Origin of the sequence: Agarilytica rhodophyticola (assembly GCF_002157225.2) — a bacterium.
GTDB classification, from domain to species: Bacteria; Pseudomonadota; Gammaproteobacteria; order Pseudomonadales; family Cellvibrionaceae; genus Agarilytica; species Agarilytica rhodophyticola.
The window spans coordinates 3554086-3580355 of sequence record NZ_CP020038.1 but is presented as its reverse complement, the minus strand read 5'-3'; the positions used below and the strand labels follow the sequence as shown (position 1 = coordinate 3580355).

The window sequence follows — 26270 nt, the reverse complement described above, 5'->3', positions numbered from 1 at the left end:
TTTTTATTTGAGTTGAGAGGCATTTACACCCAGTAAATGTTGAAGAATATTTTGAAACTCCTCAGTTCCCATATCAACATGTTCCACCACTCGTCCGTATAGCATCAAAGACGGCACATTACGCCCATTTCTTTCCTTTTGCAGTTGTTGCAAACAAAAGAGCACCACACGCTGCTTTTGGGTTAGCCCATCTTTGATACTTGGTAATTGCATTGGCGATATTATAAATAAACTTTAAAATGCAGATGAACCGGGGGTTCTCGGGAATGGAATAACATCGCGAATATTTTCCATACCGCTGACATAATTTATCAAGCGTTCAAACCCTAAACCAAAGCCTGCATGGGGAACAGTACCATAGCGACGTAAATCTCGATACCACCAAAGATGTTCAGCTGTTTCTTTATCTGGGAAGCGTGTATCCAAAACATCGATACGCTCTTCGCGTTGGCTGCCGCCGATAATTTCACCGATGCCTGGCACCAACACATCCATCGCAGCAACGGTTTTTTCGTCATCGTTTAAACGCATATAAAAGGCTTTAATTTCTTTCGGGTAATTCTTCAGAATTACCGGGCCTTTAATATGCTGCTCGGATAAAAAGCGCTCATGCTCGGAAGCTAAATCAATGCCCCACTCTACTGGGTACTCAAATTTCTGGCCACTCTTTAAAAGGATATCGATGGCGTCGGTATAATCCATATGCACAAACTCAGAATTCAGTACGCCATCTAAACGAGTCAGTATATCTTTATCTATACGCTGCTGGAAAAACGCCATGTCATCAGCGCGCTGCTCTAGCACAGATCTAATACAATGTTTTAAAAAGTCTTCTGCTAGTTTTGCGTCATCGTTTAAATCGGCAAAAGCAATTTCTGGTTCAACCATCCAGAACTCAGCTAAATGACGACTGGTATGAGAGTTTTCTGCTCGGAAAGTAGGGCCAAAAGTATAAACTTTAGACATCGCTAAACAATAAGCTTCAACATTGAGCTGACCTGACACCGTTAGAAAGCTTTCAGCACCAAAAAAATCTTTCTCAAAATCTATCTTGCCTTTGTCACCATGAGGTAAGTTGGCCATATCCAGGGTCGATACACGAAACATTTCCCCCGCGCCCTCACAATCACTGGCAGTGATAATAGGCGTATTAATCCAATGGTAGCCATTGCTGTGAAAGTAATTATGGATGGCGTTAGCAAGAGTACTGCGCAAACGTGTTACCGCGCCAATAGCATTGGTTCGAGGGCGCAAATGGGCTTGGGTGCGCAAGTATTCAAAAGTATGACGTTTTTTAGCAATAGGATAGGTTTCAGGATCATCGACCCAGCCAACGACCTCAACACTACTGGCTTGAATTTCAACCGTTTGACCTTGCCCCTCTGAAGCAACAAGCTTGCCTTTGCCGATAATGGCACAGCCAGCCCCTAGACGGGCTACTTCGCTCTCATAATTATCAAGTTCTTGCGGCACCACCAATTGAATGGGGTCAAAGCAGGAGCCATCATGTAAAGCGACAAAAGATATACCCGCTTTGGATGTTCGGCGGCTTCTCACCCAACCTTTGACAGTCACATCACTATCAATTGCAACTTCACCTCGAAAAATATCGGCGACTGTATATTTGTTCATGCAAAAATCTCTTTACTGATATCATTAATGTTGATTTGCGTTGTGAGGATAAAGGAATAGCGCCTTGTCGTCCTCATTTATTGTAAGTTTTATTGACATAGCGCGAATAAATCAGCGTTAGTAATCTCCTTACAAACGGCTACATCAATAACGACTAAGACAATCCTCTCATCAAATAAAGCTCATCAAGTACAGAAGAGATTTCATCACTGATTAATACTTGTTACTGTTTAGCTGTTACTTTGAAGTCACACCGCAGACAATGCGGCTACCGCCACCACCTAGTGGCTGAGGGTGATCGGAATGGTTATCGCCTCCAGCATGAATCATTAGCGCACGGCCTTTCAAATCAGAGAGCTTTAACCTGGGAGCTAATACCGGTTGACGCGCGTTGCCATTTTGATCCACATATAATGCTGGTAAATCGCCCAAGTGGCCTTTGCCCCAGGGTACTCCGTGTTGTTTGGTATTATGGGGATCGAAATGACCACCGGCTGCAAATGCAGCAACAATTTTTCCTTGTTTTTCCTTTGGCATACAGCTTGGATTTTGATGAACATGAAAACCATGTAAGCCGGCAGGTAAGCCTTTGAGGTTAGGTGTAAATACCACACCGAAATCCGATGCCGCAGCGATGACACTGCCTGCAGACTTACCCACTCCATCTACATCCACAAAGTTCATTGGAATTGTGATGCTGGCTACAGCAGGCAAAGATAATACGCTAACAAGGGCAATAACTAATCTTTTCATGTTTTATGTACCTTATAATTTATTTACAACCAAAAGCTCATTGTTAAATATGATGAATATTCTATTTGGTATTTTTTGAACAATACCTACCACCGCTTCTGTTATCAGTATAACGACAGCTCGCTATTTCTTATTTCTATATTGATAGTCATTGTTATACGAGTATTTTTTATCCACTGATGTTTGCACAATGAACTTACGTTATCACTTTGTTGTTGTCACAGAATCGATTGCTACTTAGGCCCAGATATTCACCCCATACTATTGCGATAAGGTATAAAAAACATGCAGTTATCTTCTATGGGAAGGATTAATAGAATTTATCAAGAATCTGGTTATCTATAGTTTTATAATAATTTAATCTTTTGCACGTCAAATTTAGTGTATCATTAGCATGCAAGCGAAAAAATGAGAATAATTCTTATTTGTGGTTACATTGTCACCTTAACTAATGATAATATTTATTCTACAGACTCTAAAAATTTGAATTTATCATGCAAAAATTTATTTTTTACCTACTATCATCCGCCCTTTTTATCCTTTCTTGCGATAGCTATTCAGCCCCACAAGAAGTCAATGTTTATTCAGCACGCAAAGAAGCACTAATAAAGCCTCTACTCGATCGTTTTACCAAACAAACGAATATCAAAGTAAACCTGGTAACAGGTAAAGGCGACGCATTGCTAACACGGCTAAAAGCCGAAGGCCCGAGATCTCCTGCCGACGTTTTGATTACCTCAGATGTGGGCCGCTTATTCCGAGCCAAGCAAGCAAAAGTCCTTCAACCCGTGGCAATTCCCGCACTCGACAGCATAGTAAAACCGCAATACCGTGACTCGGATAACTACTGGTACGGTCTTTCTCTTCGCTCGCGAGTTATGGTCTATGCAAAAGACCGGGTAAAAGCCAGCGAGTTATCTAACTATGAAGTCTTGGCAGATGACAAGTGGCGCGCTCGTATCTGCGTACGCTCTTCGGACAATATCTATAATCAATCTCTAGTCGCCAGCTTTATCGCTCATCAAGGACTGCCTGAAACAGAAACTTGGATCAAGAAATTCGTCGCTAACTTGGGCCGCCCTCCTCGCGGTGGTGACCGCGATCAAGTGAAGGCAATTGTGGCAGGTCAATGTGATGTTGCGATTATTAACTCCTATTATCTAGGTGCTATGCTCAATTCAGAGAATTTTGCGGAGAAAAAAATTGCACAACAGGTCGCTTTGTTTTGGCCAAATCAAACTAATCGCGGTTCCCATATGAATGTCAGTGGTATCGGTATTACTCAAGCGGCTTCGAATAAAGCCAATGCGATCAAATTAATTGAGTTTTTGCTTACTGAAGAAAGTCAATCGTGGTATGCCAGTATCAACCACGAATTTCCAGTACGAGAAGGTGTCAAAGTGAGTGATACACTTAATAGCTGGGGCGAGTTTAAAGCCGACGATATCCCGCTGGAAAAATTGGGCGAACTAAATGCGCAAGCGGTTAAAGCCATGGATCGCAACGGTTGGAAATAACAGCCTCAAAAACACTTTATTTTTCTCATTGGCGCCAGCGAAGTAATCGCTGGTTTGTCATGACATTCATGATTACCGTGCTAGTGGCAATGCCTCTGTCGGTAATCATTGCTAATCTTGCGCAGCCATACTCTGATACCTGGCAGCACCTCGTTGATACAGTTTTAGCAGATTATGTGAAAAACTCTCTAACACTTATGTTGGGAGTTGCTGTTGGCACATTTATATTAGGTACAAGCACTGCTTGGTTAACGAGTATGTGCCGTTTTCCTGGCCGTCGACTATTTGAATGGGCGCTGCTATTACCTATGGCCATGCCTGCCTATATTATTGCTTATACATACACTGGAATGCTGGAGTTTGCCGGGCCAATACAAAGTGCTCTGCGAGCCACCTTCAACTGGCGCTATAACGACTATTGGTTCCCAGAAGTGCGCTCCATGGGTGGTGCAATTTGCATGCTCTCTCTGGTGCTCTATCCTTATGTCTACCTAATTGTACGAGCATCTTTTTTACAACAGTCGCACGCGCTTCTAGAAGTGAGTCGATCGCTGGGTAATGGGCCTTGGCAGACATTTTGGCGTGCGGCATTACCTTGTGCTCGTCCCGCCATTGTCGCAGGTATGACCCTGGCGCTAATGGAAACCTTAGCCGACTATGGCACTGTTCAGTACTTTGGTATCAACACTTTTACTACCGGAATTTTTCGCACTTGGTTCGGGATGGGCGACCTAACTGCTGCTGCGCAATTATCCTCCATGCTATTAATTTTCATCGCTACTCTTATCCTTGTAGAACGATACTCTCGTAAACGCATGCGTTTTCACAATGCCACAGCCGTGCAAAAACGTTTACCACGTTTGCCAATATCGGGCCTCTTAGCACTGTCATGCACACTTTGGTGTGCACTTCCCCTTTGTTTGGGCTTTGTTGTACCCGCTGGGCAACTGCTGATTTGGGCCACCACAACATGGCAGGCTAATATCGATGACGGCTTTGTAGCACTGGTGATAAATAGCTTCGGCCTTGCCGCCGTGTCGTCTTTACTCTGTCTAATAATTGCCGTGATCTTGTGCTTTTCTCTACGGTTGTCAAACAATGGCCGCTTTACATCATTTATGACGCGCACAGCAAGTATGGGTTATGCGGTGCCTGGCACAGTGATCGCTGTTGGTGTACTAATCGCATTGGCTTATATTGATGGACAATTGGATACTTGGCTACAAGCAAGCTTTAATGTGTCGAGCGGCCTATTATTTAGCGGCACATTGTTCGCTGTCATTTTTGCCTACCTGGTACGCTTTTTATCAGTAGCGATTCAGACATTAGATTCAGGCTACAGTAAAATAAGGCACAGTATCGATGACTCGGCCAGAACACTTGGGCACCAGCCTTTTATGGTGCTCAATAAAATACACTTGCCCATGCTAAAAAGCAGTATTATCGCCGCCCTACTTTTAGTATTTGTTGACGTACTAAAAGAACTGCCGACAACATTGATATTACGACCTTTTAATTTCAATACCCTTGCCGTGCGCGCATACGAGCTGGCTTCTGATGAACGTCTTATTGATGCTGCCACACCTTCCCTTGCGATTGTTATAGTAGGCTTAATTCCCGTATTGTTACTGTCGCGAACGATTAGCCAACAGCAAGATAATTTATGACACCTACAGAATCCTCTCACCAATTTTCCAATCAATGTTCAGATCAATGGCAACTATTCTTAAAAAATGTCGCCGTCCATTATGGCAAGCACATTGCCGTCAACAATATTAACTTAGCCCTTGAGAAAGGTGATATTGGATGTTTATTAGGGCCGTCAGGTTGCGGGAAAACGAGCCTACAAAGAGCTATTGCCGGCTTTGAACCTTTGATCAATGGCCATATTGAGCTGGCTGGAAAGTTGGTCAGTCGCCCTGGATTTTCACTCAGCCCGGAAAAACGTCGAGTCGGCATGGTGTTCCAAGACTTTGCCCTCTTCCCTCATTTATCTATTGCGAAAAATATCAGCTTCGGTTTGCGACATCTCACTGCAGATGAGCGTCAACAAAGGGTGATGGAATTACTGGCCATGGTAGAGCTAGTTGAGGTCGCCGACCGCTACCCCCATGAGCTTTCTGGAGGACAACAACAACGTATTGCACTGGCTAGAGCTATTGCGCCCAAACCCGATATTTTACTGCTCGACGAACCCTTCTCAAGCTTAGATGCAACCCTTAGAGAAATCATTGCAAAAGAAGTACGTAAGGTACTTAAAGCCCATAAAATTACCGCTATTTTAGTGACGCATGACCAACATGAAGCGTTTGCAATCGCCGATAAAATAGGAGTAATGAACAGCGGTCAATTGATACAATGGGATACACCTTATCAACTCTACCACCAGCCCCAAACGCCCTTCGTTGCCAACTTCATCGGTGAAGGAAAAGTCATACAAGTATGTGCCAATGCAAAAGGTCAGCTGGAAAATAGTTTGGGCGTAATCGCTAATAATAAGCAGTGGCAAGCCGGTAAAAATTATGGCGTGTTAGTCAGGCCAGATGACCTGGTTTACGATGCCAAGAGCGATAAGGCCTTTGTTATTGTGGATAAGCTATTCCGCGGCGCGGAGTATATGTACCTGCTCTCGCTACCCGATAAACAGCAGGTACTGTGTGTGACCCCTAGCCATATTGATCTGGCCATAGGGGATTATTTACCTGTAACAACAGACCTACAGCACTTGGTTGTATTTGACGGTGGCGATACACTGTAGTGCCTTTTTTATCGATACCTGTTTTCACCAGTAAAGAACCAAGGGAATTTCGGGTCTTAAGTCTTTGCATAAACCACGGCTGTGATCGTCAAACACAATTTCCATAAGATGCTGCTCGTCATTAATAATAGAAAGGCCTTCAACAGTATTGGCAATATTTAACGCTTCTGACATAACTTGCACAGGTGTATAAATACAAACATTGCGTACGTACTTAAAGTTTCCTTGCTCGACAATCGTATTTGATGTTTTCTCTGAAGGCTCGATAAAAGGCGCATAAATACATAAAGGTTCGAGTATATCACTGGCATTATCACCGATATGAAAAGCTTTAGGCGCTGGGAAATAATCTGGTTGATACTCCCAGCCGGGAAAAGGCATCGTTACATCGGAGCCATCCTTCCTATGCAAGACAACACCAAACGGCGATGCCTGCGGATACTTGACTCGCTGGGGCAGAAATAGATTACCCACCTTACCCCTGTTGGCTTGTTGCCAATCTCGAATCCATAGAAACTCCAATAAAACATTGGAAAACCGAAAGCAGCGATTTGCAGTGCCTTGTCCTTCGTGAATACGACTCACACTTTCCTTCATCCCTATAGACACTAACTCATCAGCAATCTTTGCTTCTGGCTCTACCAGAATAAAGAAATGATCAAGTTCTAAGTTCATCAGGTATTTCTCAAAGTGCAGTGAATAACTATATATTAAAGCATACATCTTTGAAAATGTAATAACGTAGAGTAAAATTTGACACTTTGAGTCAAGTTAAAAAACACCTGGTTATAAGTAGGGTTGTTTAGTAAATGAAACATATTGGACTTACCTGTCGGCCAACTATTGACTCTGTACTCCAGTTATAGCAACGAAATATTTTGCCTTTTTTATCATAGTTTTACTGTAGTATATCCCCCTATTTTTAGATCTATAATACTTATATAAAATATCATCACACAAACCCCCTTCGTATATTTTTAGCTTTCACCCATTGCAGAGACATGGTTTATAATTACACTAAATTTGCAGAATCAAAACTAGAACAGCGATAGATTTTGCCGTGTCATTTTAAGCCCACTCAAAATAATTCACACTACCAATGCTATAACTTTTATAAATGGATAGTATTATTTATGAAGCAGCTATTTCTCTATTAAGTAATAACTGACTGTTGAATAATAACGGCAATGTAACTTTAAAGAATAATTTTTAGTGACTTATATCTACCCACCAACTGGTCTTCCATTAATCTATTTTTTATCAACCTATTTTTCGTTAAACTATTTATTACAAATACATGCCTTGCTAATAGAGGACCAATAAAGGCCGAGTTAAATAGCAATATTCCGTAATCAATAGTGTCGATTACAAGCAATAATGTTCAGTATATTATTAATTACATTTAATACGTATCAATAAACGAGTAAAATTCATACCACAGAAGATCAAATATTATGCCATAAGACATAAGCGGCTTCTAAATTAAAACTCTCATTACAGACATTACTTAATTTGTTAAATATTAAATAAAAGCCGTTAATTTACTTCAAAATTTTTATTGTTATCCGCACAACAGTGTATATTAAATTTAACAACAGAAAAAATTTTTATAAATATTTTCAAGCTAGAAAATATTATGTCTTAGTATTTTAAAAAATAAATTAAAAATAGACAGGTTTAATAATTTACACACACCCAAAAAATAAAAATATTCGAACAATTTAATTACTTATCCCCACTTAGCGGTGAGATTCGATATAGTCGATTCGATTTTATTTATAGAAAAAGGTAAATATTATGTGTCCACACCCTACCACCAACTCTCATCAACATCGCACTCATCATACTCATCAGCATAGCGCTACTAGAACTTCAACTACACGTAACGGAGGTACGCACCAAGCAAGATCAGCTCGAAGCGCTAATGCCACTATGTCAACGCCTACCGTTGGAGATCTTCATATTACTGTAAGAGAAGCATTTAAAAGACGTGGCTGGGGAGCCTCAACTTTAGCTAATATAGCAAAAGACTACCCATCACTTATGAATAAACCTGCAACTAAAGAAAATATGGCTCGTTTAGTCGCGATAGAAAATCAAAGGGCAAAAAATGGAAAGAAAAAAACTCGTGGTGATCATTTAGCACGTGCTGCAAATCCCGTAAGAGGACCGGTCGTACATTGGGTTGGGGCTAACGCGGCGGCAGGGGCAAATGGACATGTGCGCGGTGCGTTTGGTAATGGTGGCCGTGGCTACGGAGAAGAGTTACGGGAAAGACTGAGAGATATGCATAGTAATCATTAAAAAACTGCTGCATGTTAAAGTTATTTGTAGTTAATGGAATTGGTTTTTTTATCACTTTATACAATTTAGCTATTTGTAAGTAATTCTTTATTTGTAGCACCAAATATCACTATCAATAGCCCTCTTTACCTTTAATTATAGAGGGCTTATTTTACTATCACACTATCTACAAAATTTAATTATTTAGTATCGGCGAAAAAACATGTATATTTTAATTTTATGAAAGTTGGCATTACTAAGAAATATTTTCATTGGGAAAAACTCCATATTTATCTTATTGATATAGCCCTTGTTAATATCCCCATATTAGTTGGGATCGTTTGATACATCTTTAGGTGAAAGATATGATATTTCAGATTGAAACAATAATTTCAAAAAATTATTTAACTCTAAATATACAAATCAAGGGGCAATCATATACATGTTAATCTATTAAAAGTCGAAAAAACTTACAACTCAAAACCTTTCAGCTAGTAAACTATTTTTTTTTAGCAATCCTGCATAGAAAGACATTAGTTATTAAAAAAAACGAAGCTTTTGTGCTCAGCAAACATCTCTTTTTAGTAGTTAACATATAAATACAGCTACACGGCATGCATCATGCATAGCGTCAAACGAGGCAATAAGCGCTTTTCCTTGTGACACATAAAGCAACAAAAAAATAGCAAGGTTGTCTTTCGCGCCAAAATACATTTGCATTAACAAAAAAATAATGGAGATACTATGGAAATAATTGATGCTAACAGTGGTGCTACTCAAGCATTTTTAGATAGACGATATAACGATCAATGTATAAGCAAAAGAGAGTTTGGCAAAACATTAAGTTGCCCCTGGGTTAAGGTAGGCAATTTGTATCTGTCAGTTACCTATACAGGGGAAGAGTCGTGGACACCGTTGGTAGAGCATTTACAAAAGCAAAAGGATTCAAAGTTCACGATACTAGGGGGACGACATGGCCAACATGAAGGGGCACGAGTAGACCCTAAAACAGGAAAAATTATTCCCAAAGGTTGTTTTGACCCTGAATTACATACACAAGATTGTAGCAAAGCCAAAGTGCTGGTAAACAAGCACAACTACTTTGATAACGATAACCCAAGAGTCATCGACGTGGGCAAACCACCTTACGACAAAACACACAAAATAAAGGAAAAAATATTATCTGAATTAAGGTTGGGACGTATCGTGGTATTAGCTTGGTGTTATTCAATATTCGCCATGGAAGAGATTGAAAACTGGACACCAAAGCAAGTACAGTTGTCTCACGCAATTCTTAATACCAATAAAACCATTGCTGCTATTGTTAAAGAATCTTTTGGTTGGGTACCCAGATAGAGCAAGATCTAGTTGTGGGCCTTTTTATAGGCCCACAATATTTTATGAGGCGCAGCACCTGCAAATAGCATCGCCGGTATCATGACAGGAAAGTTTACGGCGTAGCTTCATTTCGATTCTAGCTTTACGCTTAGCCATTTTTCGCACTTTTCTCCTTTCTTGCTTAAGCGCGGTAAATTTTTCTTGTTGCTCTGGTGTCAGCAACTGATAAATTTCTCGTTCAGCATTTGCTTTAGCAAGCATTTTAGTTTTCATACGCTCGGCTTTTTCATCGGCCAATAATGACACCTGCGCAGAATAATCTGAGTCACTGGGATCTAAGGCAAACAGGTTTTTATGCCGCGCCCTACTTCTTAACTCTTGCCGGGTATTTTTAAGCTCAGATCGAATACGTTTTATTTCAGATTTTTGCTGGTCTGTAAGCGCCAATGCTTTTGCTATATGCTGCTCACCCGTAAAGGCGAAATAATGTTGACTATCAGCATTGGCATAAGCAGACAGAGCCAGCACAAAAACTGATATAGAACCGATAAGCCAAATAACTCTTTTCATAACGATATACCTCTCCTCAAAATGCATGAAAATCACACATTAAGTGTGAGGCAAGTAAAATTTAAGTTGGGTTGAACAAATGTATAGTTAAGTAAAGTTTCACCTATAGAAAGGACAACATAGTTTATATTTGAGAGTTGGACTGACTCATATTACCTTAAAGGTCGTATAATTTACTCTATATACCACTATCTTAAGAGATCGATAGCACATGCCGTACAAAAGAATCACAAGAATATAGTTTCAAGACCAGCTATTCTCATAGCCTGTGTAAGCAAATTAGCAAGAGCTAAATATATAATATAAAAGTTTCCCCATTATTACATTGGATAAAGTTAAGTATGAATACCGATCCCGATACAGTGTTTTTTGTCGATGACGATACTGTTCTGTGTGAATTGCTAGGCGAATTTTTAAGCAACGAAGGCTTCGATGTTAAATTTTCACATAGTGGGCAGGATGCTCTGAATCAGCTAGATGCCGTGGGCTACGCCTATGATGTCATGATTCTCGACATAATGATGCCGGAAATGTCAGGTTTTGACGTATTACAAAGAGTTAGGCGAAGCAGCCAGATTCCTATTATCATGCTTACAGGGCGCGGAGATGATGTCGATAAAATTGTCGGGCTAGAAATGGGAGCTGATGACTATCTCGGTAAGCCATGCAACCCACGAGAGCTATCGGCGCGCTTAAAAGCCTTATTACGCAGAACCAAGCATAATCCCGAACAAGTCGCAGCTACAGCCCCCCTTGCAAACGAAATCAGCTTACATAACATCACGTTAAATAAAGGCACACTAGAAGTATCCCTAAATGGCCAAAAATTATCGCTGACAAGTGCCGAGTTCAATTTACTTCAACTGCTTATGCAATCGGCCGGTCAAATGCTAACGAAAAGTGAACTTACCGAGCGTGTTTTGCAACGTAAGCTTAGCGCTTATGATCGCAGTATTGACGTACATATCAGCCGAATAAGACAGAAGTTAATTGCTAGCGGCGGTGCAGGTGAGATTATAAAATCCATCCGTGGTGTAGGCTATCAGATGCTGGCAGAGTCTCATGAACATAATTAAGATAAAGGGCTTATTCTGGAAGATTTTCTTCGCTTTCTGGATTACTTGTGTCGCTATGATATTAGCGACCACCTATTTCGTTATATATTCTGTTGAAGATCTTGATTTTAATGAAAGGCGCAAACAAAATGCAGAAACTGTAGCCCAAAAAATTATTAAAATATATGAAATCAACCCTAAAAAAATTAACACATTAGAGAAATCGATAAAGCGTAAAAACGCTAATTTCTTGTCATTAAAACGCCAACTCGGCCTTGAGCGCCCGATAAAAATAACCAACGACGACGAACTAATATTTCAATTTCGACCTAAGGGCTTACAAAAAGGTAATAACACTTCATTTGAGGTAGTGAGTGATAATGGCAACACATATACAGTCACAATATTACTTAAAGCCACTCCCCGTTTTTTTCTAACCGCTATTGAGCGTCTGAAAACTGTACAGTTTATTCTTATGCTAATTGCTTCAGCCTTAGTTAGCTTGATTCTTAGTTGGAGTATCATAAGACCTCTTAAAAAGCTTGGAAAAATAAGCCGTAACTACGCTAATAGCGATATGAGTTTAAGTATTGGAGAAGACTTATTATTTCGCGGTGACGAAATTGGAGATTTGTCCCGCGACTTTAACTTTATGATTAAAGAAGTAGAGAAAAATATTCAATCTCAAACTCGTCTAATGCACGATGTATCTCACGAATTGAGAGCACCTCTGGCACGCATACAGGCTGCTGTCGGCTTGATCGACCAGAAAAACACTAATGAAGTGAGACTAGTAGGACAAATGAATAGAGAGTGCGAGCGTATAGACCAGTTAATTCAAAGCATACTAGAGTTCTCTCGTATTGATAAAAAGGATTATAAGCTAAGCCGTATCGATATGTCAGAAACAATAAGGAATCAGTTAGAAAACCTCAAACTAGAATTTCCCAATAAAAAAACCGAGTATTTCGAAACTGAAAATATGCCTATATTTATAGATGGCTACGAGGAGCTAGTGGAATCTGCAATAGAGAATATCTTACGCAATGCATGTAAATACACACCTGAAAATACGCCTATTGACATACATCTGCATCAACGAAAAGATTCTATTGAAATATCCATAAGAGACTACGGCCCTGGAGTATTAAGCTATGAAAAAGAGAAATTACTACAACCCTTTTTTCGATCGGGCAACAAAATGCACACGGATGGTTTTGGCCTGGGCTTAAGCATAGTACAAAAAGCGATGGCACAACACCGAGGTGAACTCACTCTTAATAATCACCCCAAAGGCGGGCTAATTGTAGTGCTTCGTTTCAACAAGGGGGCCGATAAATAAAACAAATCAGCCCCCCTAAATTGTTAACAATATTCTATCGATGCATAGTCGACTATTAACAAAAACACTATTAGAATAATGTGACAAAAAACAAAAAATATAAAATATCTAAGTTATAAACATCCTCATTTTTCTTAGCGTTAATAGTTAACCCAAGATCTGTCTCGATATTTATCATTTCTTTAAACTTTAGTGATTATTTACAAAATTTGAAACTATAGTATCAATCAAAAGCGGTCTTACAGGTTGTTCCCGGTTTGTTTGCAAAAGACAGGCAAGACAAAACATAGACACCGCAACCTGCATAGAAAAACCTATCCTCAAAAACTATTAATCAATAATAACAATAATTATTGATTCATAGCTTTATGTACTTAAACAACATGAGTAAGAAATCATGCTAGAAAAAGCAGAAATATGTAACACACATATAAATAACATGTTAAGCAATATCAACATCATAGATAGAGATGATATGCATGGACTGTCATCGATGTATCTAGAAGGCGAAGATAGAAACTTAGGTATTGTTAAAAATTTTAAAGATAATCAAGAACTTGCTAAGTATATACCAAAGGATTTATCAATAAGTTGGACGCATTTAAATTCACAAGAAACTCTAGATACTCACAGACACCCTATTGCGAGCTTGGTTATTGCAGTTGAGGGAAATGGTCGATCTAAAGGCGACAGTGAAATAAAATTCAAAGGTGGGGATGCTATTGTTATTCCTGCATGGAATGAACACGGATTTACAGGTGCAGCTCCTGATGGATTTTGGGCTCTCTCAATACAGTTTCACCACATTGCAATATTCGAAAATGCCATTGATCCCCTCACCGTTTTTAATGATGATGAAACGATACTACCTTCTCTGTCTGAACGGCAGCTTCAATGCATAAGCGCTACGGAAATATCGGATAAAAAAAACCACGCAAAAGCTACATTTAAGTCGAATAAAACCTTACAAGATATACTGCCAGATAATACTGATTTTTGTTGGCATGAAGTTGATAGCATAAAAAACTTAAAAGCCCCCAAAAAAGATTCAAAGCGTTTAATTATGGTGTGTTCTGGTCAAGGCAGTATTAATTTTAGTACAACATCATTAGCGACTGATATAAATATTAAATCTGGTTATGCATTCTGGCAACACCACGATATGGTTTTTTCCAATAACCAACACACTCCTCTAACAATATTAACACTTGAAGTTAAAAACTAAGGTAAGAATATGAATACTATTACCCCCTCTCTAGTAAGTAATGCCGATGATCACCATAATATTAATCTGGCTATGACTATCGTCAAACGAAGTGATATTCCATCAATTACATCAGTAACCGTTGATGGAGAAGAACATAATCTAGGTATTGTTAAAGACTTTAGAAAAGATCCTGTCCTCGCTAGTTTTTTACCTGAAATTCCTCAGCGCACATCTTTCAGCTGGGTCAGGCTACTTAAAGGTGAAACCCTTGCTGTGCATTCTCATCCGACCAGTAGCTTGATTATCGTATGCGATGGCGAAGGCTACTGTACTGGCGATATAAGTGGCAGCCTTGAAGCAGGAGCGATTGTTGTCGTACCTCCCAATTGCTTACATGGCTTTTGTGGTGCGGGAAATAATGGTTTTTGGGCACTTTCGATCCAAACTGAAAGTCTTGGGCTATATGAAAATATCGCTTCTCCTCGCGTAAGTTTTGATAGTGAACAACATAAAGATCTTAATCACATCGACCTATTGATGAAAGCTCATGAGTTTTTCATGCAAGATTATCAAAAAAATGATTTTTTCTTACTACTGAAAAGTGATGAGATAAAAAACAACATAGTACTTGAAAGGTTTCTCGACCATCTACAATATTTTTCAAGCCGTTTTCAAGATATCCTTCGATGCCGGGTAGCTAATGCAAAACAAGAAATAGAGATCAAACTCGCTCTCGATCATCTTGAGGAAGAAAAAGATCATGACACCAACTTTGCAAAATTACGAGGTAACCCTGAACTAAAAAATATCAGCCAAGAGCTTATAGAGACGGCTAATTGGTTTGAAGAATCAATGAAAGTGTTATCTGAAAGTGAAAAGATAGTACTGATGCACTTTGTCTTAGAAGGCAGTGGCCAACTTGCGCATGCCAAAGTAAGTAAGGTCGTACAAGATATGCCCGTCAGTGCACATTTCGCACTACACGAAGAAGAAGATGAGGAACATTTTTTTATGGGTGTGGAGGCACTTAAGACTATACCAGATTTAAATATTGAGAAACTGTTAACGATATTAATCACAGGGTGGTCCAAGTTAAACCAACTATGCACTGCTATGGCCAAGGGCGCTTACACATAGAGGTAAATATAGATTGACGCTATATTCATGAGGAAAATACAAACGACTATATATTGTATTTTCCCTCTCTCACACCATTATTGAACCTCTACTTTCCTCTGTGTTTGTGCAATTAAAATACACAATAGTGTGAAGCTCCTCACATAAAAATAAGAACCTTAACATCAACATAGAAATCTAATAAGCATTATTCAGTATTTGTACACAAAAGAGTTTTTACTATCGGTGCAATGTCATCTATGGCGAGGAGATACACTATGTTAAAGCACATCATGACTAAAGCTCTCATTTCATTGTTTCTTTTCCTTGGTTACGTGCAAGTATTACACGCAGGTACCAATGCCTACAGCGATACCATTAATAACTTTAAAAAGACCACTATCGGTGAAAAATTTTTCCAGTCTGCTTACGCTTATGCAGTGTTTCCAACAATAGGTAAAGGTGGTCTTATTGTTGGTGCAGCCTACGGTCAAGGCCAACTATACAAAGACGGCCAGGTAACCGGCAAAGTTTCCATGAAACAACTATCGGTGGGTCTTCAGTTGGGAGGCCAGGCCTATTCTCAAATAGTTTTTATCCAAGATAAACGTGCTTATGAAGAGTTTATATCAGGCAATTTTGAGTTCGGAGCTGATGCCTCTGCCATTGCAGTTAGCGCAAGAGCAAGTGCTTCTGTCGGCACCACAGGAAGCAACGCAAGCAAAAGCTTACATCCCTCTGATTCGTCTCAATCCTCATCAACGTCTTACTTTAAAGGCATGGCGGTATTAACTGTCGGAAAAGGCGGTTTAATGTATGAGGCAAGCATTAATGGCCAAAAATATAGTTACAAAAAACAGGCTGTGCAAGGTTAATAGGCTCAACTCTGAGCCTTTACTTCTTGAACCTCAGAAGAAAAACGCCGTTTTTATATGTTCTATAAAAATATTAAAGTGTTTTTTAATCAATAGGTGATGCTTTATTTTTCTTCTCTAACTTGCATACCTTCTGCAAGATAAGAAGCATGGGAACCGACAATAACTTCCCCCATACTAAGACCTTTAGTGATGGTGAGCGACTTCTCAATACTTGGCTGCAATGAAACCACGCGTTTGCTAATTGTCGTTGTTTCAGTATCAATTACCCAAACGAATGCTTGAGTACCATCGCTGGATACAGCATCCAACGGCAGCGTCACCCTTAATGGTTCAGTGGTGTCGATATAACTTAAGTGCAATATCGCTTTTGTTTGTGGAAAGACGATAAAGTCCTCGGGCGGCTTAAATGTAAAGCCTGAGTTTTGCCCTGAGCTTTGCATAGAAGAGAAATTATCCATTGAAGGTTGGACCTGACTCAGAGGTATATCAATCACATGGTTTTGTTGAGATGCTATAACGATAGACGCCTGCTTTAGGTCTATAAACCGCTTTTGATCCTTAGCAAAAAACGCAGAGAACTCATCTGCCGAGTCAAACTTTGCACTCATAAGATCATCACTCATCACCTCTACCAATACTTGTCCCGCGCTAACTGTCTGCAATGGTGTGGCCATAACTCTAATAACCACACCATCATAAGGTGCGTATAAGCTTATCTTATCAAGCTGTTGCTGCGCTTTTTCGAGATCTGACTTTGCTTGCCACCACTCTAACTCCAGAGATGCATACTCATCTGTTTTTGACGAATCAGTCTCTTCATTGAAATCAATTACATCGCGATATTGTTTATCTAGTTGCTCAAAATAAGCTTCAGCATTCCTTAAGGTAGTTGGTAAACCCTTTTGATCAAGTTGTGCTATTAGGTCACCACGATTAATCACTTGCCCCTCTTTAACAGTGAGTTTTTCTAACACCCCATCAGAATCAATGCCTAAGTTTAGAGTTTTAACAGCGTCAATAGTGACCGAGAAGTCTTTTGTTTTTGTTTGTCCTGTATCACTGATTCGAATAAACTTAACCGTCTGCACTTCAGTTTTCAGTACTTGTGGAACCTCTTGATTATCACAGGATGGCAGTATTGCCACTAATAGCGCAAGAATACTTAAGCTTAGAAAGCTATTTATGAACATGTAAAAGTTATCCTCAATAACAAACAAAAGGCCCTAGATTTTATACCAATATTTATTTGGCGGCATTATATGCCATTTCATCATTTCTAAGATACTTAAAAAGGAACATAAGGTTAATTTAACAAATGAAATATTCAGACTCCCCCCGATGAGTATGGGGTATGAGGCAACGCCTCAATATCGTCTCAAATACTGAATGAAAGGTAAGGTAGGAAAGGCACTCAAGATTGAATCAAGGATATTTTTATTAATGAATATATTCACTACTTCAAAACCAATATTTTATTTAACCAAAGCATCATTATTATGAATATAGCCTTATAAAGGCCAAAATATTCATAAACCTCAGGTTGAGGCGCAATAACAAGATGTCATTGTATCTTTTGTTGTAATACATCTTGTGGTAAAGACATGGCCACTATTCATAAACTACACTATTTGTATTTAGTATGCGTTATGATTAGTGCAAGCTCGTTAACTTGACTTAATGCCAAAAAACAAATGCTAACTATATATTTCTTTTCGCATGTATATTCTACAATTCTACCATGGAATATATAGATGTTTATTTATAGAACGCCAAAATTGTCTTGTCATTAAACGCTGGTTTATTTAGTTAAGAAGCATCCAATGAAAGTTTAAGATTAGTTATAAGTACTTTAAACTGCGAACCCATTGAAAACGTACAATTGAATCTGATGTGCTTATCACTAAATCGAGCATTCTAATTCCTGAGGCTCTAGATAAACTCTATCGATAAATCGCATAAGTATTTAACTGAGTGGGTATATAGTCTTACAAGTTTAAACGCTATATAAATAAGCATTTAGAGGATATACTGCAAGCTTTTTACAGGCTTGCTCTAATCTCTAGGTTTTAGGCTTATTATTATGCACAAAGACATGATTCTAAGCATCCCTTCCCTTAAGCGATTAATACTCAGGCTCCGTAATATTTTTTGAATATTGGCTATAGTGTTTTAGTTGTATATATTGTGAGAAAAAATAATATCGAATTTTCGCCTCAGCAAATAGAAGCATTTTTACGTGACGGTTATATTGTCATAGGAGGTTTAGCAGCAGGACTGCTTACAGATGAAGCTCTTGACCAGATGCAAAGCTTGGCGCGATTGCAGCTTAGAGAAGCCGAGCAACCACTAGAACTTGAAGCACAGTTAGGCTATCCAGGAGCCCCTGAAAGCCTTAGCAATCAAGGAGGCAATACTGTTCGGCGTTTACTTAAAGCTTGTCAGCGCCACGAGCTCTGGCGTAAATGGGCAACAAATGCACATCTCAGTTACCTGTTAAGACAGTTATTCACTGAGCAAAACATAGTTTTAAGCCAATCTCATCATAACTGTTTGATGACAAAATCACCAAACTATAGCAGTGATACTGGTTGGCACCAAGACATACGTTACTGGTCTTTTCAGGCACCAGAATTAATTAGCGTATGGCTGGCATTAGGTGCTGAACACAGTGACAATGGAGGCCTAGTTGTTATACCGGGCAGTCATCTTGAAAACTTTTCTAGCGACCAGTTTGATGAGGATACCTTCTTTCGGGCAGATATTGATAGCAATCGCCCATTTATTGAACGCGCCAAACATCTTCAGTTAAACCCTGGGGATGTGCTCTTTTTTCATTGTCGCCTGCTTCACCGCGCCAGTAGAAATTATAGTCAAGACACAAAATACTCTCTGGTATTTACCTATCGTAAAGATTCTAATATGGCGATCAAAGGGTCAAGATCTGACAACCCTCTAGATTTACCTCTTCCGCATTAACGATTTTTATGCCTTTGGGGTATTTATGCCCTCCGAGTATTTATGCCCTCCGGGTATTTATGCCCTCCGGGTATTTATGCCCTCCGGGTATTTATGCCCTCCGGGTATTGAAGTCTTCGTCCATGTGCTGCCAGATAATATATCTACAGCACTTTGTAAGGAGCTAATTCAATATCTTCGATTCTATTTCCTAACAAAGTGATATAGCCTTTGTAGCGAAAGTCTCCCACTGTCGAAAATTCAAAGATATATTGGCGCTTAAAAGCGAATAGAGAGGCTTTTGAGCGAGCGATGGAAATACGTTTTAAAATAACGTTCTGATCAAGCAGCTGAACGCCTACTTGCTGGCAGTGTTTTTTGGCAGCTAATCTTGCCGCATTACTCATATTAGCGTGCACCCAAAGGGCATATATCAACGCAAAAAAAATTGTGGCTAAAAAAACATCATAAATGGTCATTTGACAATACTAGGGCCGTGTATGATTTTAGAGGTAGTACATTATAACGAGGTATAAAAGAAAACCCAGAGGCTAAGTCTTAAGACTTTAAGCATTAATAAGTCGTAATTTCCCACAGGACGTTAGCCCGCAATACCCCACAGAGCGCTAGCCCGCAATACCAAACCTCAGACGTTTAGGTGTACCTGATTTCAGCCAAGAACCGTTAATCTTATCCCAGAAAGCTAAGCAAGTACCAAAATTTTTATCGTGATGGCAAACATCACTACTATGATGGATCTGATGTTGAGCTGGACTAATTAACCATCGTTCAAACACGCCAAAACTTAACCAAATATGGGAATGACGCAAATTTGCACCGGCAACATTAAACAAAAACCCTAGCGCATCAACACCTAGAATATCCAAAGCACTGAGTTTGCGTCCCGCCAGATAAATAAAAACACCGCTAACCACACTAAAAACTATCGTGCCCCTTAAATAATATAAGGTCATTTCAACAGGGTGTACACGGTGCAATGTCAGAGGCGTCAGGGTAGTAGCGCTGTGATGAACTTTATGAAACCGCCATAGAAAAGGCACTTTATGCATAATACGATGCAAATAGAAGCGACTAAAATCTTCAACCACAAAGAAAACTAAGGTATAACTGGTGGCAATTAACCACCAAGGTAAAACAAGATCTGGCCCGTCACCAAACAGGCCTTGCAAACTGCGTCCCACCCACAACGTTGCCACTAAATGAGAGCCAAACAAAGGAATCAAAAGCGATGAGCGAATAGCCGTATTAATAAAGGTATAGCTAACATCTGTCAGAGTGGAATAGGTCAACCAATATTTTTTGGCAAAAAAGGTAGCGCGAACACGGCGCCAGGTAATACGTTTGCCTAACCACAGCCATTGCAACACAACTAATATCACAGCTGAAACGATAAAGCCCCAAAACAAACGTCGACTTGGATCGATCACTGTTTGCAGACTTAAGCTCAGCCAAGATATCAGGTCAATATTCATATTGTGTCGCTAGAATCTGCCATCACTAGAATTTATAGGTAACCCCAGCTTTGACAATACGCGGCTGGTTAGGTCTCGCACCAAAAGGTCTGCGCGCCACAATGACTTGTTTATCTCCGATATTTTCAGCAATCAGTTGAACATTAAAACGCTCTGTTAATTGCCAATCAGCGGCGAGATCATAAGTGGTATACGATGGGGTAAATTGACCTTCTACCAAAGCCCCCTGCCCCGGTACTTCCAACAACTCATCGATATATTTCGCCACAGCAGTGACCGACCAGTTAGCTGATTCAATCCCTACCTGCAAGCGCAGTTGATTTTCCGGCAAATAAGGCAAACGATCGCCTTTGTTAACAACACCCCACTGGGAAAAACTCGATTGAAAACTACTTTGAAAAGCAGACTCCGTATAGGTGTATGTCAGATCGATAGGCAATGACAGGGTTTGGCCAAGAGATATTGCGTAGTGGGATGTAACTTCGACACCAGATACCTCTACCTCTCCACCATTAAATTCATCGCCATCGTTACAACCACTATCCGAAGCACGACAACGCCCAATCAAATTACTGTAATCACTAAAGAAACCGATAACGTCTGCAGTAAAAGTACCGTTGTCATAGCGCAAGCCATATTCGTAGTTAACCGCCTCTTCGGGATCAACACTATCATCAGAGCTTGGACCGGCAGGAGAAAAACCTTTATAAATTCCCGCTAATAAACCTAAGTTATCGCTCAACTGATAATGCACACCAATACCTGGTGTGACTACATCCTGAGAACGCTCTCGCTGCACATTATTCAAACTATCGTCAAACTCTCCTTCGATATTTTCATAACGTACACCAATATTTACTTTAAGGTCAGCAATGGAAAACTCATCGTTAATAAACAGAGCGAGAGCATCGGTTCTTGCTTCATTTAAATCTTTTGGCTGACGATCTTCTACACCATCAAATACTAAAACACCATCTTCAACAAAGTAGCCTCGGAAGGTATGGTTACGTTCGATATAGTCATGATGAAAGCGCACGCCAAATTCTAAAATATGATCGATGCCTGCAATATCACCATCGTATTGCGCGTTGAACGATATCCCCCGGGAACCATAATCACGGTCATTATTGGTTACGTCCACAACTAAGCTGCGGTTACCGTTAGAGCTAATATCGCCGCGCAATAAAGAAATTAAACCTGGAAAGGCATCTGCTCTTGATAAAACATCAATCGCTGCGATGGGTGCCTGACCTGGCCCTGAAGACACAAAACCATCAAACCTGTTCCAGGCCCTGGAAAAACGCTGGACATACGCCCGTGTAAATAAAGACCAATCATTATTAAAATCAACAGAGTGCAAGACATGCAGCTGCTCATGATCAGAATCAAAACCATCCAACTGACTGGCGGCATAACGCCTATTAGGCGTAAGGGCAAAATCACTGTCTGTTAAACCTAAATAAGTCTCATCAGAATCTTCATCAGCATAGCCAATTTTAACCACAAGCTGTTGCTGAATCTCGGCATCTGGCTTACTGCGCCAACGAATTTTTGCATTAAAATCATTGCGTTCAAAACCCGTATCAGCGCCATTATCTAACTCTTTAAAGCCATCAGCACCGTAATGTAGTGCATCTACCCAATATCCCCATTGTTCACCACTATCACCATAGAAAGCGCGGTACTTCTGAAAATTATCTGAGCCATAGGTGATACCAAACTCCCCTTGCCGCTCATCTTTTACTGGCCTTGTCACAAGATTAACAGCACCACCAATTGTATGAGGGCCGTGTTTTATTGCCGATGGCCCTTTTACCACCTCAACGGCTTCCATACGATTAACATTAGGAAAATAATACGCTGCAGGTGCTGAATATGGTGTCGGCGTAATTAAGATGCCGTCTTCCATAATCGTCAATTTCTGACTGCGGTCAGAGGTGGCACCGCGAATGCCAATATTAGGGCGCAAGCCATAGCCATCTTCAAAGCGAATGTAAACGCCCGGCACTTGGGAAATTAAATCATTAATATCCGTCGAATCAAATTGCGCAATCGTTTCTCCATCGAGAAAACTTCCAGAGCCTGCCAATGTCCGCAGCCGCTCTTGACCTCCGGTAATGAAAACTTCTTCCAGGGCGTTAATTTGCCCGCTCTCTTGTTGCGTGTCTGTTTGCGCGTAAGCACAATAGCTAGAGCCCAAGCTTATGGCATAACATATTTTGAGTAATTGATTTTTTTTGTACATAAATTTCTACATTTTACAACGCGACTTGATTAAACAAAGCCCGATAGAATTAACAGCTTTTTTATATTAACTCGCTAAAGAAATAATTTTTAATCGTTATCCGATTGACTGCGATCCGGTAGATCTATGTCGACGATAGTAACAAAGTCGATGCGCAAGCTATCGGTAATACGTTTAACTAACCCCTGCAAACTACAAATAGGAATCGTCTGGTCATTTTCAGGATTAGCTGCGCTGTTGTTACATTGGGTACGATTGCCACTGGCTAATAGTGCTTGAGATTGATCGAGCAAGGACTCTTCAGTATTGGCAATTAACGCTAACGATGCATCTATATTGGTATTAAAGTTTTCTACCACCTGAGGAAAGCCTGAACGAATAATAATATCATCAAATCCAAGCCCCTCTGCTCCCATTAACGCATCGCGAAAACCCAATAGATTTTCTCGAATGTTATCTAGTGTGGTTTCACTAAAAGGCGATTCTGTAGCTTCAGGACAAGCGACGCGACTGCATCCGGCTTGAATGCCTGTAGGCAAACCTAATTTTAGGTCTTTGGTTTCTTCCTCAATATAAAATAGTGCATCGGATAGCGCATTGAGACTTTCTTCAGCATTGGAAGGGTTTACAAAGCGAGTGCGATAATTGCCCCCAGTTATTGACCAACTATCGACTAAGTTCTGACCGGCAACCCGAAGATCTTCTGCCACCGCTTGTGCATAGTCACAACGTTGTTGTTTTCGGACTGTCTCACTTAGGCTATTCCAGTTTTGCGTCTCAACAATCTGCACAGGACAAGTATGGTTGAGGTTATCGTTAAATAATAAATACTCGAGAGCATCCAAACCTCGAGAATTAAATGAGCGTCCAGAGATGTCGAAACTATTGGCTTGTGCAAGCACGACGGACTGATCAACCGCACACGTATTAGGGGGAGAAGTAGAAGCAAAAGAGTAAATAGCATTGCGTCCAGCGTTACCATTTTCAGCAGCGGGGCCAACAATAAATATTTCGGCTTGTTGCCAGGTATTCATCATCACTCGCCACTGCATTTGTGCGCTAGCCCTCTGCTCTGCTTCGGATACACTGCCAATAGCGTTGCAATAGCTCATTATTTCTCCAGCAGCTGCCTGCGCTTGTTGAGTGAACGCGGTATAGCGAGGCACAATAAGATTGTCTGCATAATTGGCCATCATACCGACAAAATCAAAACTCTCCGCAACAGAACTTTCAGCCTCACCGTCGCTGCTATCGCCAACACAAGCCGACAACAAACCTGTTAACGATATAACTACGGCAATATTTTTAACTATGTGTCTCAAACTGATAAACCCTTCTTCTCTTTTATATACTAAAACGGCAAGACTGTGCAGTCTTGCCGTTTTTTTAATCTTCAATACTTCTCATAAATAAATGCACTACCAATTTTCTACATTGGTGGCATCAAAGCTATAAGCACTTTGTAACATGTTACGCGCGGTCAATAAATTATCACGATAAGTTGCAATACCGCCACTAAAAGCTTGTCCCGCTTGCGTGCCATCAGGAAAAACAGGAGCATCTCCCATTAGAGTTAAGATTTGACGCAAATTTGCTAAAGTCGTATCACTCTCTCTAAAAGGTGAAGCAGGACTAAATTGCAAACCTAGAGCAAAGCCCTTCATCTCACCCCAATGTTTTGCCAGATCTTTAAAATTACCCAAACTCGAAAACGTATTAGTCGTCGAGTCAAAGTCGTCCATGTTACCCAGCACATCGTTAATATAGTGAACAACGGTTGCGGCAACACATTTCTCCCAAGTAGTGGAAGCCACTTCAATATGCATATTTAACTCAGCCTGTGCAGCAGCAGTGAGTTCATTGGCAACAGCAGCATCTCTCAATATTTGACGGCCGGCTAAAAATGCGTCAAAAGCATCTTTGGTAAAGTTTGTAGGATTAGGGTTAGACGTAGTGGCACGATCACGTTTGGCACAATTAGTGGAGTTACCAAAGTTAAATTCGCTGCGGATATCCACTAGTCCATCACCGTTGGCATCGTTGTAGCCATTTTCATATTCAGCACGACCACCTTTGCCGGCAATCTCGTCATCCATGTAATCATTGAAATTACGAGCGGCACCAAAATAACCAAAAGCTTCATCCCAATCGTGCTCACCTGCGGTGTAAGGATTATTGCCTTCAGGCATTAAGTTGCTAGCACTGGCAAATTCCGTTTGGAAATAATCGTTAGTGCCTTGCGAGAAAGTCACAGCACCTAGTAAAAACTTTTGGATTAATTGACGATAATCAAGACCATAACGGCTAACAGTTACAGTATCTAAAGGCACTGTCGTGGCACCAACAGGAATCATTGGCGTAGCGTTATCCGTGGCTTCTGCCTGCAGCTGGGCAAAAAAGTAGTCCACTAGATCTACAGGCAACGCATTGGCATTAAGGCCGGTTTGCCAACCGAAGAATTCATTATTAATGAGGCGTGTAGTTTCACCACCACCTTGACCATCACCACCGGCAATTTTACCTACAAGGTCTTTGCCGCTGGAGATAGATCCATAAGTTAAATTGCTACCATCATTGGGCAATAAGTTCTCACCAGTTAAGGAAAAGGTTGAAGTGATTGTGTCAGAGGTTGAACCATCAAAGCGAAAGAAAAAATTAAGTGCATCGGCAACATTAGCATTAGGAGTTCCCCCTGTCGGCACGCCCCCTTCAACCAAGCCTTGCATGGTTCTTACCATATCATCTATGAAAATATGTCGTTTAGTTTGACCAGTATAAGATACGGTATCTGCGCCTGCGCCATCAGCAAAGGTGTAGGTTGTTGGTGGTGTTGATCCGCCAGGAGTTGGGGTTGCTGTGGGTGTCGGGGTCGGCGTAGGAGTAGGTGTCGCCGTTGGTGTTGCTGTAGGTGCAGGAGAATCGTTACTACTGCCACCACACCCCACAAGAGCCAAAGTTGCCGCTAAGGACACACTGATAGCCAGTTTATTTCTAATATTCATAGGTTTAACCCCAAGTTCACTCTTAACTGTTTGTTTTTTGTCAGATTTGGCGCGCATTCTACTATATAATGATAATAATTATCAATTGTATAGAGTTTTTCATTAACTAAAGACTAGATTTTGTTT

At 40.4% G+C, this 26270-nt stretch carries 22 protein-coding genes; 11 read left to right on the top strand and 11 right to left on the bottom strand.

Going from position 1 to position 26270, the window contains the following annotated elements; translation table 11 throughout:
* Positions 1-3: 3 nt before the first annotated feature.
* The 3 genes from BVC89_RS14965 to sodC all read right to left on the bottom strand — a co-directional run bounded on the left by BVC89_RS14965 (position 4) and on the right by sodC (position 2385).
* Positions 4-213: a hypothetical protein gene (locus BVC89_RS14965; RefSeq protein ID WP_086931965.1), complete on the bottom strand. Its 210-nt coding sequence runs from the start codon at positions 211-213 to the stop codon at positions 4-6.
* A 21-nt stretch (positions 214-234) separates the two neighbouring features.
* Positions 235-1632 (bottom strand): asparagine--tRNA ligase, encoded by a 1398-nt coding sequence (asnS, locus tag BVC89_RS14960; RefSeq protein WP_086931964.1) that lies wholly within the window; start codon positions 1630-1632, stop codon positions 235-237.
* A gap of 237 nt (positions 1633-1869) precedes the next feature.
* The gene (gene sodC, locus BVC89_RS14955; RefSeq protein ID WP_086931963.1) at positions 1870-2385 is read right to left on the bottom strand and encodes a superoxide dismutase family protein; all 516 of its coding nucleotides are present in this window, start codon (positions 2383-2385) and stop codon (positions 1870-1872) included.
* 494 nt (positions 2386-2879) lie between these two features.
* Here sodC and BVC89_RS14950 point away from each other — a divergent pair, with 494 nt between their 5' ends.
* The 3 genes from BVC89_RS14950 to BVC89_RS14940 are packed head-to-tail and all read left to right on the top strand — an operon-like array spanning position 2880 to position 6660.
* Positions 2880-3902: a Fe(3+) ABC transporter substrate-binding protein gene (locus tag BVC89_RS14950; RefSeq protein ID WP_086931962.1), complete on the top strand. Its 1023-nt coding sequence runs from the start codon at positions 2880-2882 to the stop codon at positions 3900-3902.
* Positions 3893-5569, top strand: coding sequence for an ABC transporter permease (locus BVC89_RS14945; RefSeq protein ID WP_216824983.1), 1677 nt, complete (start codon positions 3893-3895; stop codon positions 5567-5569). The genes BVC89_RS14950 and BVC89_RS14945 overlap by 10 nt, the downstream gene beginning before the upstream one ends.
* Positions 5566-6660 carry an ABC transporter ATP-binding protein gene (locus BVC89_RS14940; protein WP_086931961.1) on the top strand — a complete coding sequence of 365 codons (1095 nt, stop codon included), beginning with the start codon at positions 5566-5568 and terminating at the stop codon, positions 6658-6660. The genes BVC89_RS14945 and BVC89_RS14940 overlap by 4 nt, the downstream gene beginning before the upstream one ends.
* A gap of 24 nt (positions 6661-6684) precedes the next feature.
* Here the strand turns inward: BVC89_RS14940 and BVC89_RS14935 are convergent, their stop codons facing one another.
* Positions 6685-7335 carry a hypothetical protein gene (locus BVC89_RS14935; RefSeq protein WP_103654270.1) on the bottom strand — a complete coding sequence of 217 codons (651 nt, stop codon included), beginning with the start codon at positions 7333-7335 and terminating at the stop codon, positions 6685-6687.
* A 1122-nt stretch (positions 7336-8457) separates the two neighbouring features.
* Here BVC89_RS14935 and BVC89_RS14930 point away from each other — a divergent pair.
* Together BVC89_RS14930 and BVC89_RS14925 are read left to right on the top strand one after the other, a co-directional pair.
* Positions 8458-8964 (top strand): hypothetical protein, encoded by a 507-nt coding sequence (locus BVC89_RS14930; RefSeq protein WP_086931959.1) that lies wholly within the window; start codon positions 8458-8460, stop codon positions 8962-8964.
* A gap of 723 nt (positions 8965-9687) precedes the next feature.
* Positions 9688-10299 carry a hypothetical protein gene (locus BVC89_RS14925; RefSeq protein WP_086931958.1) on the top strand — a complete coding sequence of 204 codons (612 nt, stop codon included), beginning with the start codon at positions 9688-9690 and terminating at the stop codon, positions 10297-10299.
* Between the two features lie 42 nt (positions 10300-10341).
* Here the strand turns inward: BVC89_RS14925 and BVC89_RS14920 are convergent, their stop codons facing one another.
* Entirely contained in the window at positions 10342-10851 is a 510-nt protein-coding gene (locus BVC89_RS14920) for a Spy/CpxP family protein refolding chaperone (RefSeq protein WP_158657963.1), read from the bottom strand.
* Between the two features lie 341 nt (positions 10852-11192).
* Between BVC89_RS14920 and BVC89_RS14915 the strand changes: the two genes are divergently transcribed.
* From BVC89_RS14915 to BVC89_RS14895, 5 genes are all read left to right on the top strand, one after another.
* Entirely contained in the window at positions 11193-11927 is a 735-nt protein-coding gene (locus BVC89_RS14915) for a response regulator transcription factor (protein WP_086931956.1), read from the top strand.
* Positions 11914-13248 carry a sensor histidine kinase gene (locus tag BVC89_RS14910; protein ID WP_086931955.1) on the top strand — a complete coding sequence of 445 codons (1335 nt, stop codon included), beginning with the start codon at positions 11914-11916 and terminating at the stop codon, positions 13246-13248. Before BVC89_RS14915 ends, BVC89_RS14910 begins: the two co-directional genes overlap by 14 nt.
* 397 nt (positions 13249-13645) lie before the next feature.
* Entirely contained in the window at positions 13646-14473 is an 828-nt protein-coding gene (locus BVC89_RS14905) for a cupin domain-containing protein (protein WP_086931954.1), read from the top strand.
* A 9-nt stretch (positions 14474-14482) separates the two neighbouring features.
* On the top strand, positions 14483-15592 hold the full coding sequence (locus BVC89_RS14900; RefSeq protein ID WP_086931953.1) for a cupin domain-containing protein: 1110 nt from the start codon (positions 14483-14485) through the stop codon (positions 15590-15592).
* A 257-nt stretch (positions 15593-15849) separates the two neighbouring features.
* Positions 15850-16446 (top strand): lipid-binding SYLF domain-containing protein, encoded by a 597-nt coding sequence (locus tag BVC89_RS14895; protein WP_173780733.1) that lies wholly within the window; start codon positions 15850-15852, stop codon positions 16444-16446.
* 104 nt (positions 16447-16550) lie between these two features.
* Here the strand turns inward: BVC89_RS14895 and BVC89_RS14890 are convergent, their stop codons facing one another.
* Complete coding sequence (locus BVC89_RS14890) at positions 16551-17639, bottom strand: efflux RND transporter periplasmic adaptor subunit (protein WP_086931951.1); 1089 nt, start codon at positions 17637-17639, stop codon at positions 16551-16553.
* 994 nt (positions 17640-18633) lie between these two features.
* Between BVC89_RS14890 and BVC89_RS14885 the strand changes: the two genes are divergently transcribed.
* A complete protein-coding gene (locus BVC89_RS14885) occupies positions 18634-19425 on the top strand; it encodes a phytanoyl-CoA dioxygenase family protein (protein WP_158657962.1) in 792 nt (263 codons plus the stop codon).
* Between the two features lie 143 nt (positions 19426-19568).
* Here BVC89_RS14885 and BVC89_RS14880 read toward each other — a convergent pair whose 3' ends face one another.
* The 5 genes from BVC89_RS14880 to BVC89_RS14860 form a co-directional block, all read right to left on the bottom strand.
* Positions 19569-19883: a DUF3301 domain-containing protein gene (locus tag BVC89_RS14880; protein WP_086931949.1), complete on the bottom strand. Its 315-nt coding sequence runs from the start codon at positions 19881-19883 to the stop codon at positions 19569-19571.
* Between the two features lie 147 nt (positions 19884-20030).
* Positions 20031-20897 carry a sterol desaturase family protein gene (locus BVC89_RS14875; RefSeq protein ID WP_086931948.1) on the bottom strand — a complete coding sequence of 289 codons (867 nt, stop codon included), beginning with the start codon at positions 20895-20897 and terminating at the stop codon, positions 20031-20033.
* Positions 20898-20922: 25 nt separating this feature from the next.
* Complete coding sequence (locus BVC89_RS14870) at positions 20923-23142, bottom strand: TonB-dependent receptor family protein (RefSeq protein ID WP_086931947.1); 2220 nt, start codon at positions 23140-23142, stop codon at positions 20923-20925.
* Between the two features lie 89 nt (positions 23143-23231).
* Positions 23232-24464 carry an imelysin family protein gene (locus BVC89_RS14865; RefSeq protein WP_158657961.1) on the bottom strand — a complete coding sequence of 411 codons (1233 nt, stop codon included), beginning with the start codon at positions 24462-24464 and terminating at the stop codon, positions 23232-23234.
* A 96-nt stretch (positions 24465-24560) separates the two neighbouring features.
* Complete coding sequence (locus BVC89_RS14860) at positions 24561-26144, bottom strand: DUF4856 domain-containing protein (RefSeq protein ID WP_158657960.1); 1584 nt, start codon at positions 26142-26144, stop codon at positions 24561-24563.
* Positions 26145-26270 lie beyond the last annotated feature (126 nt).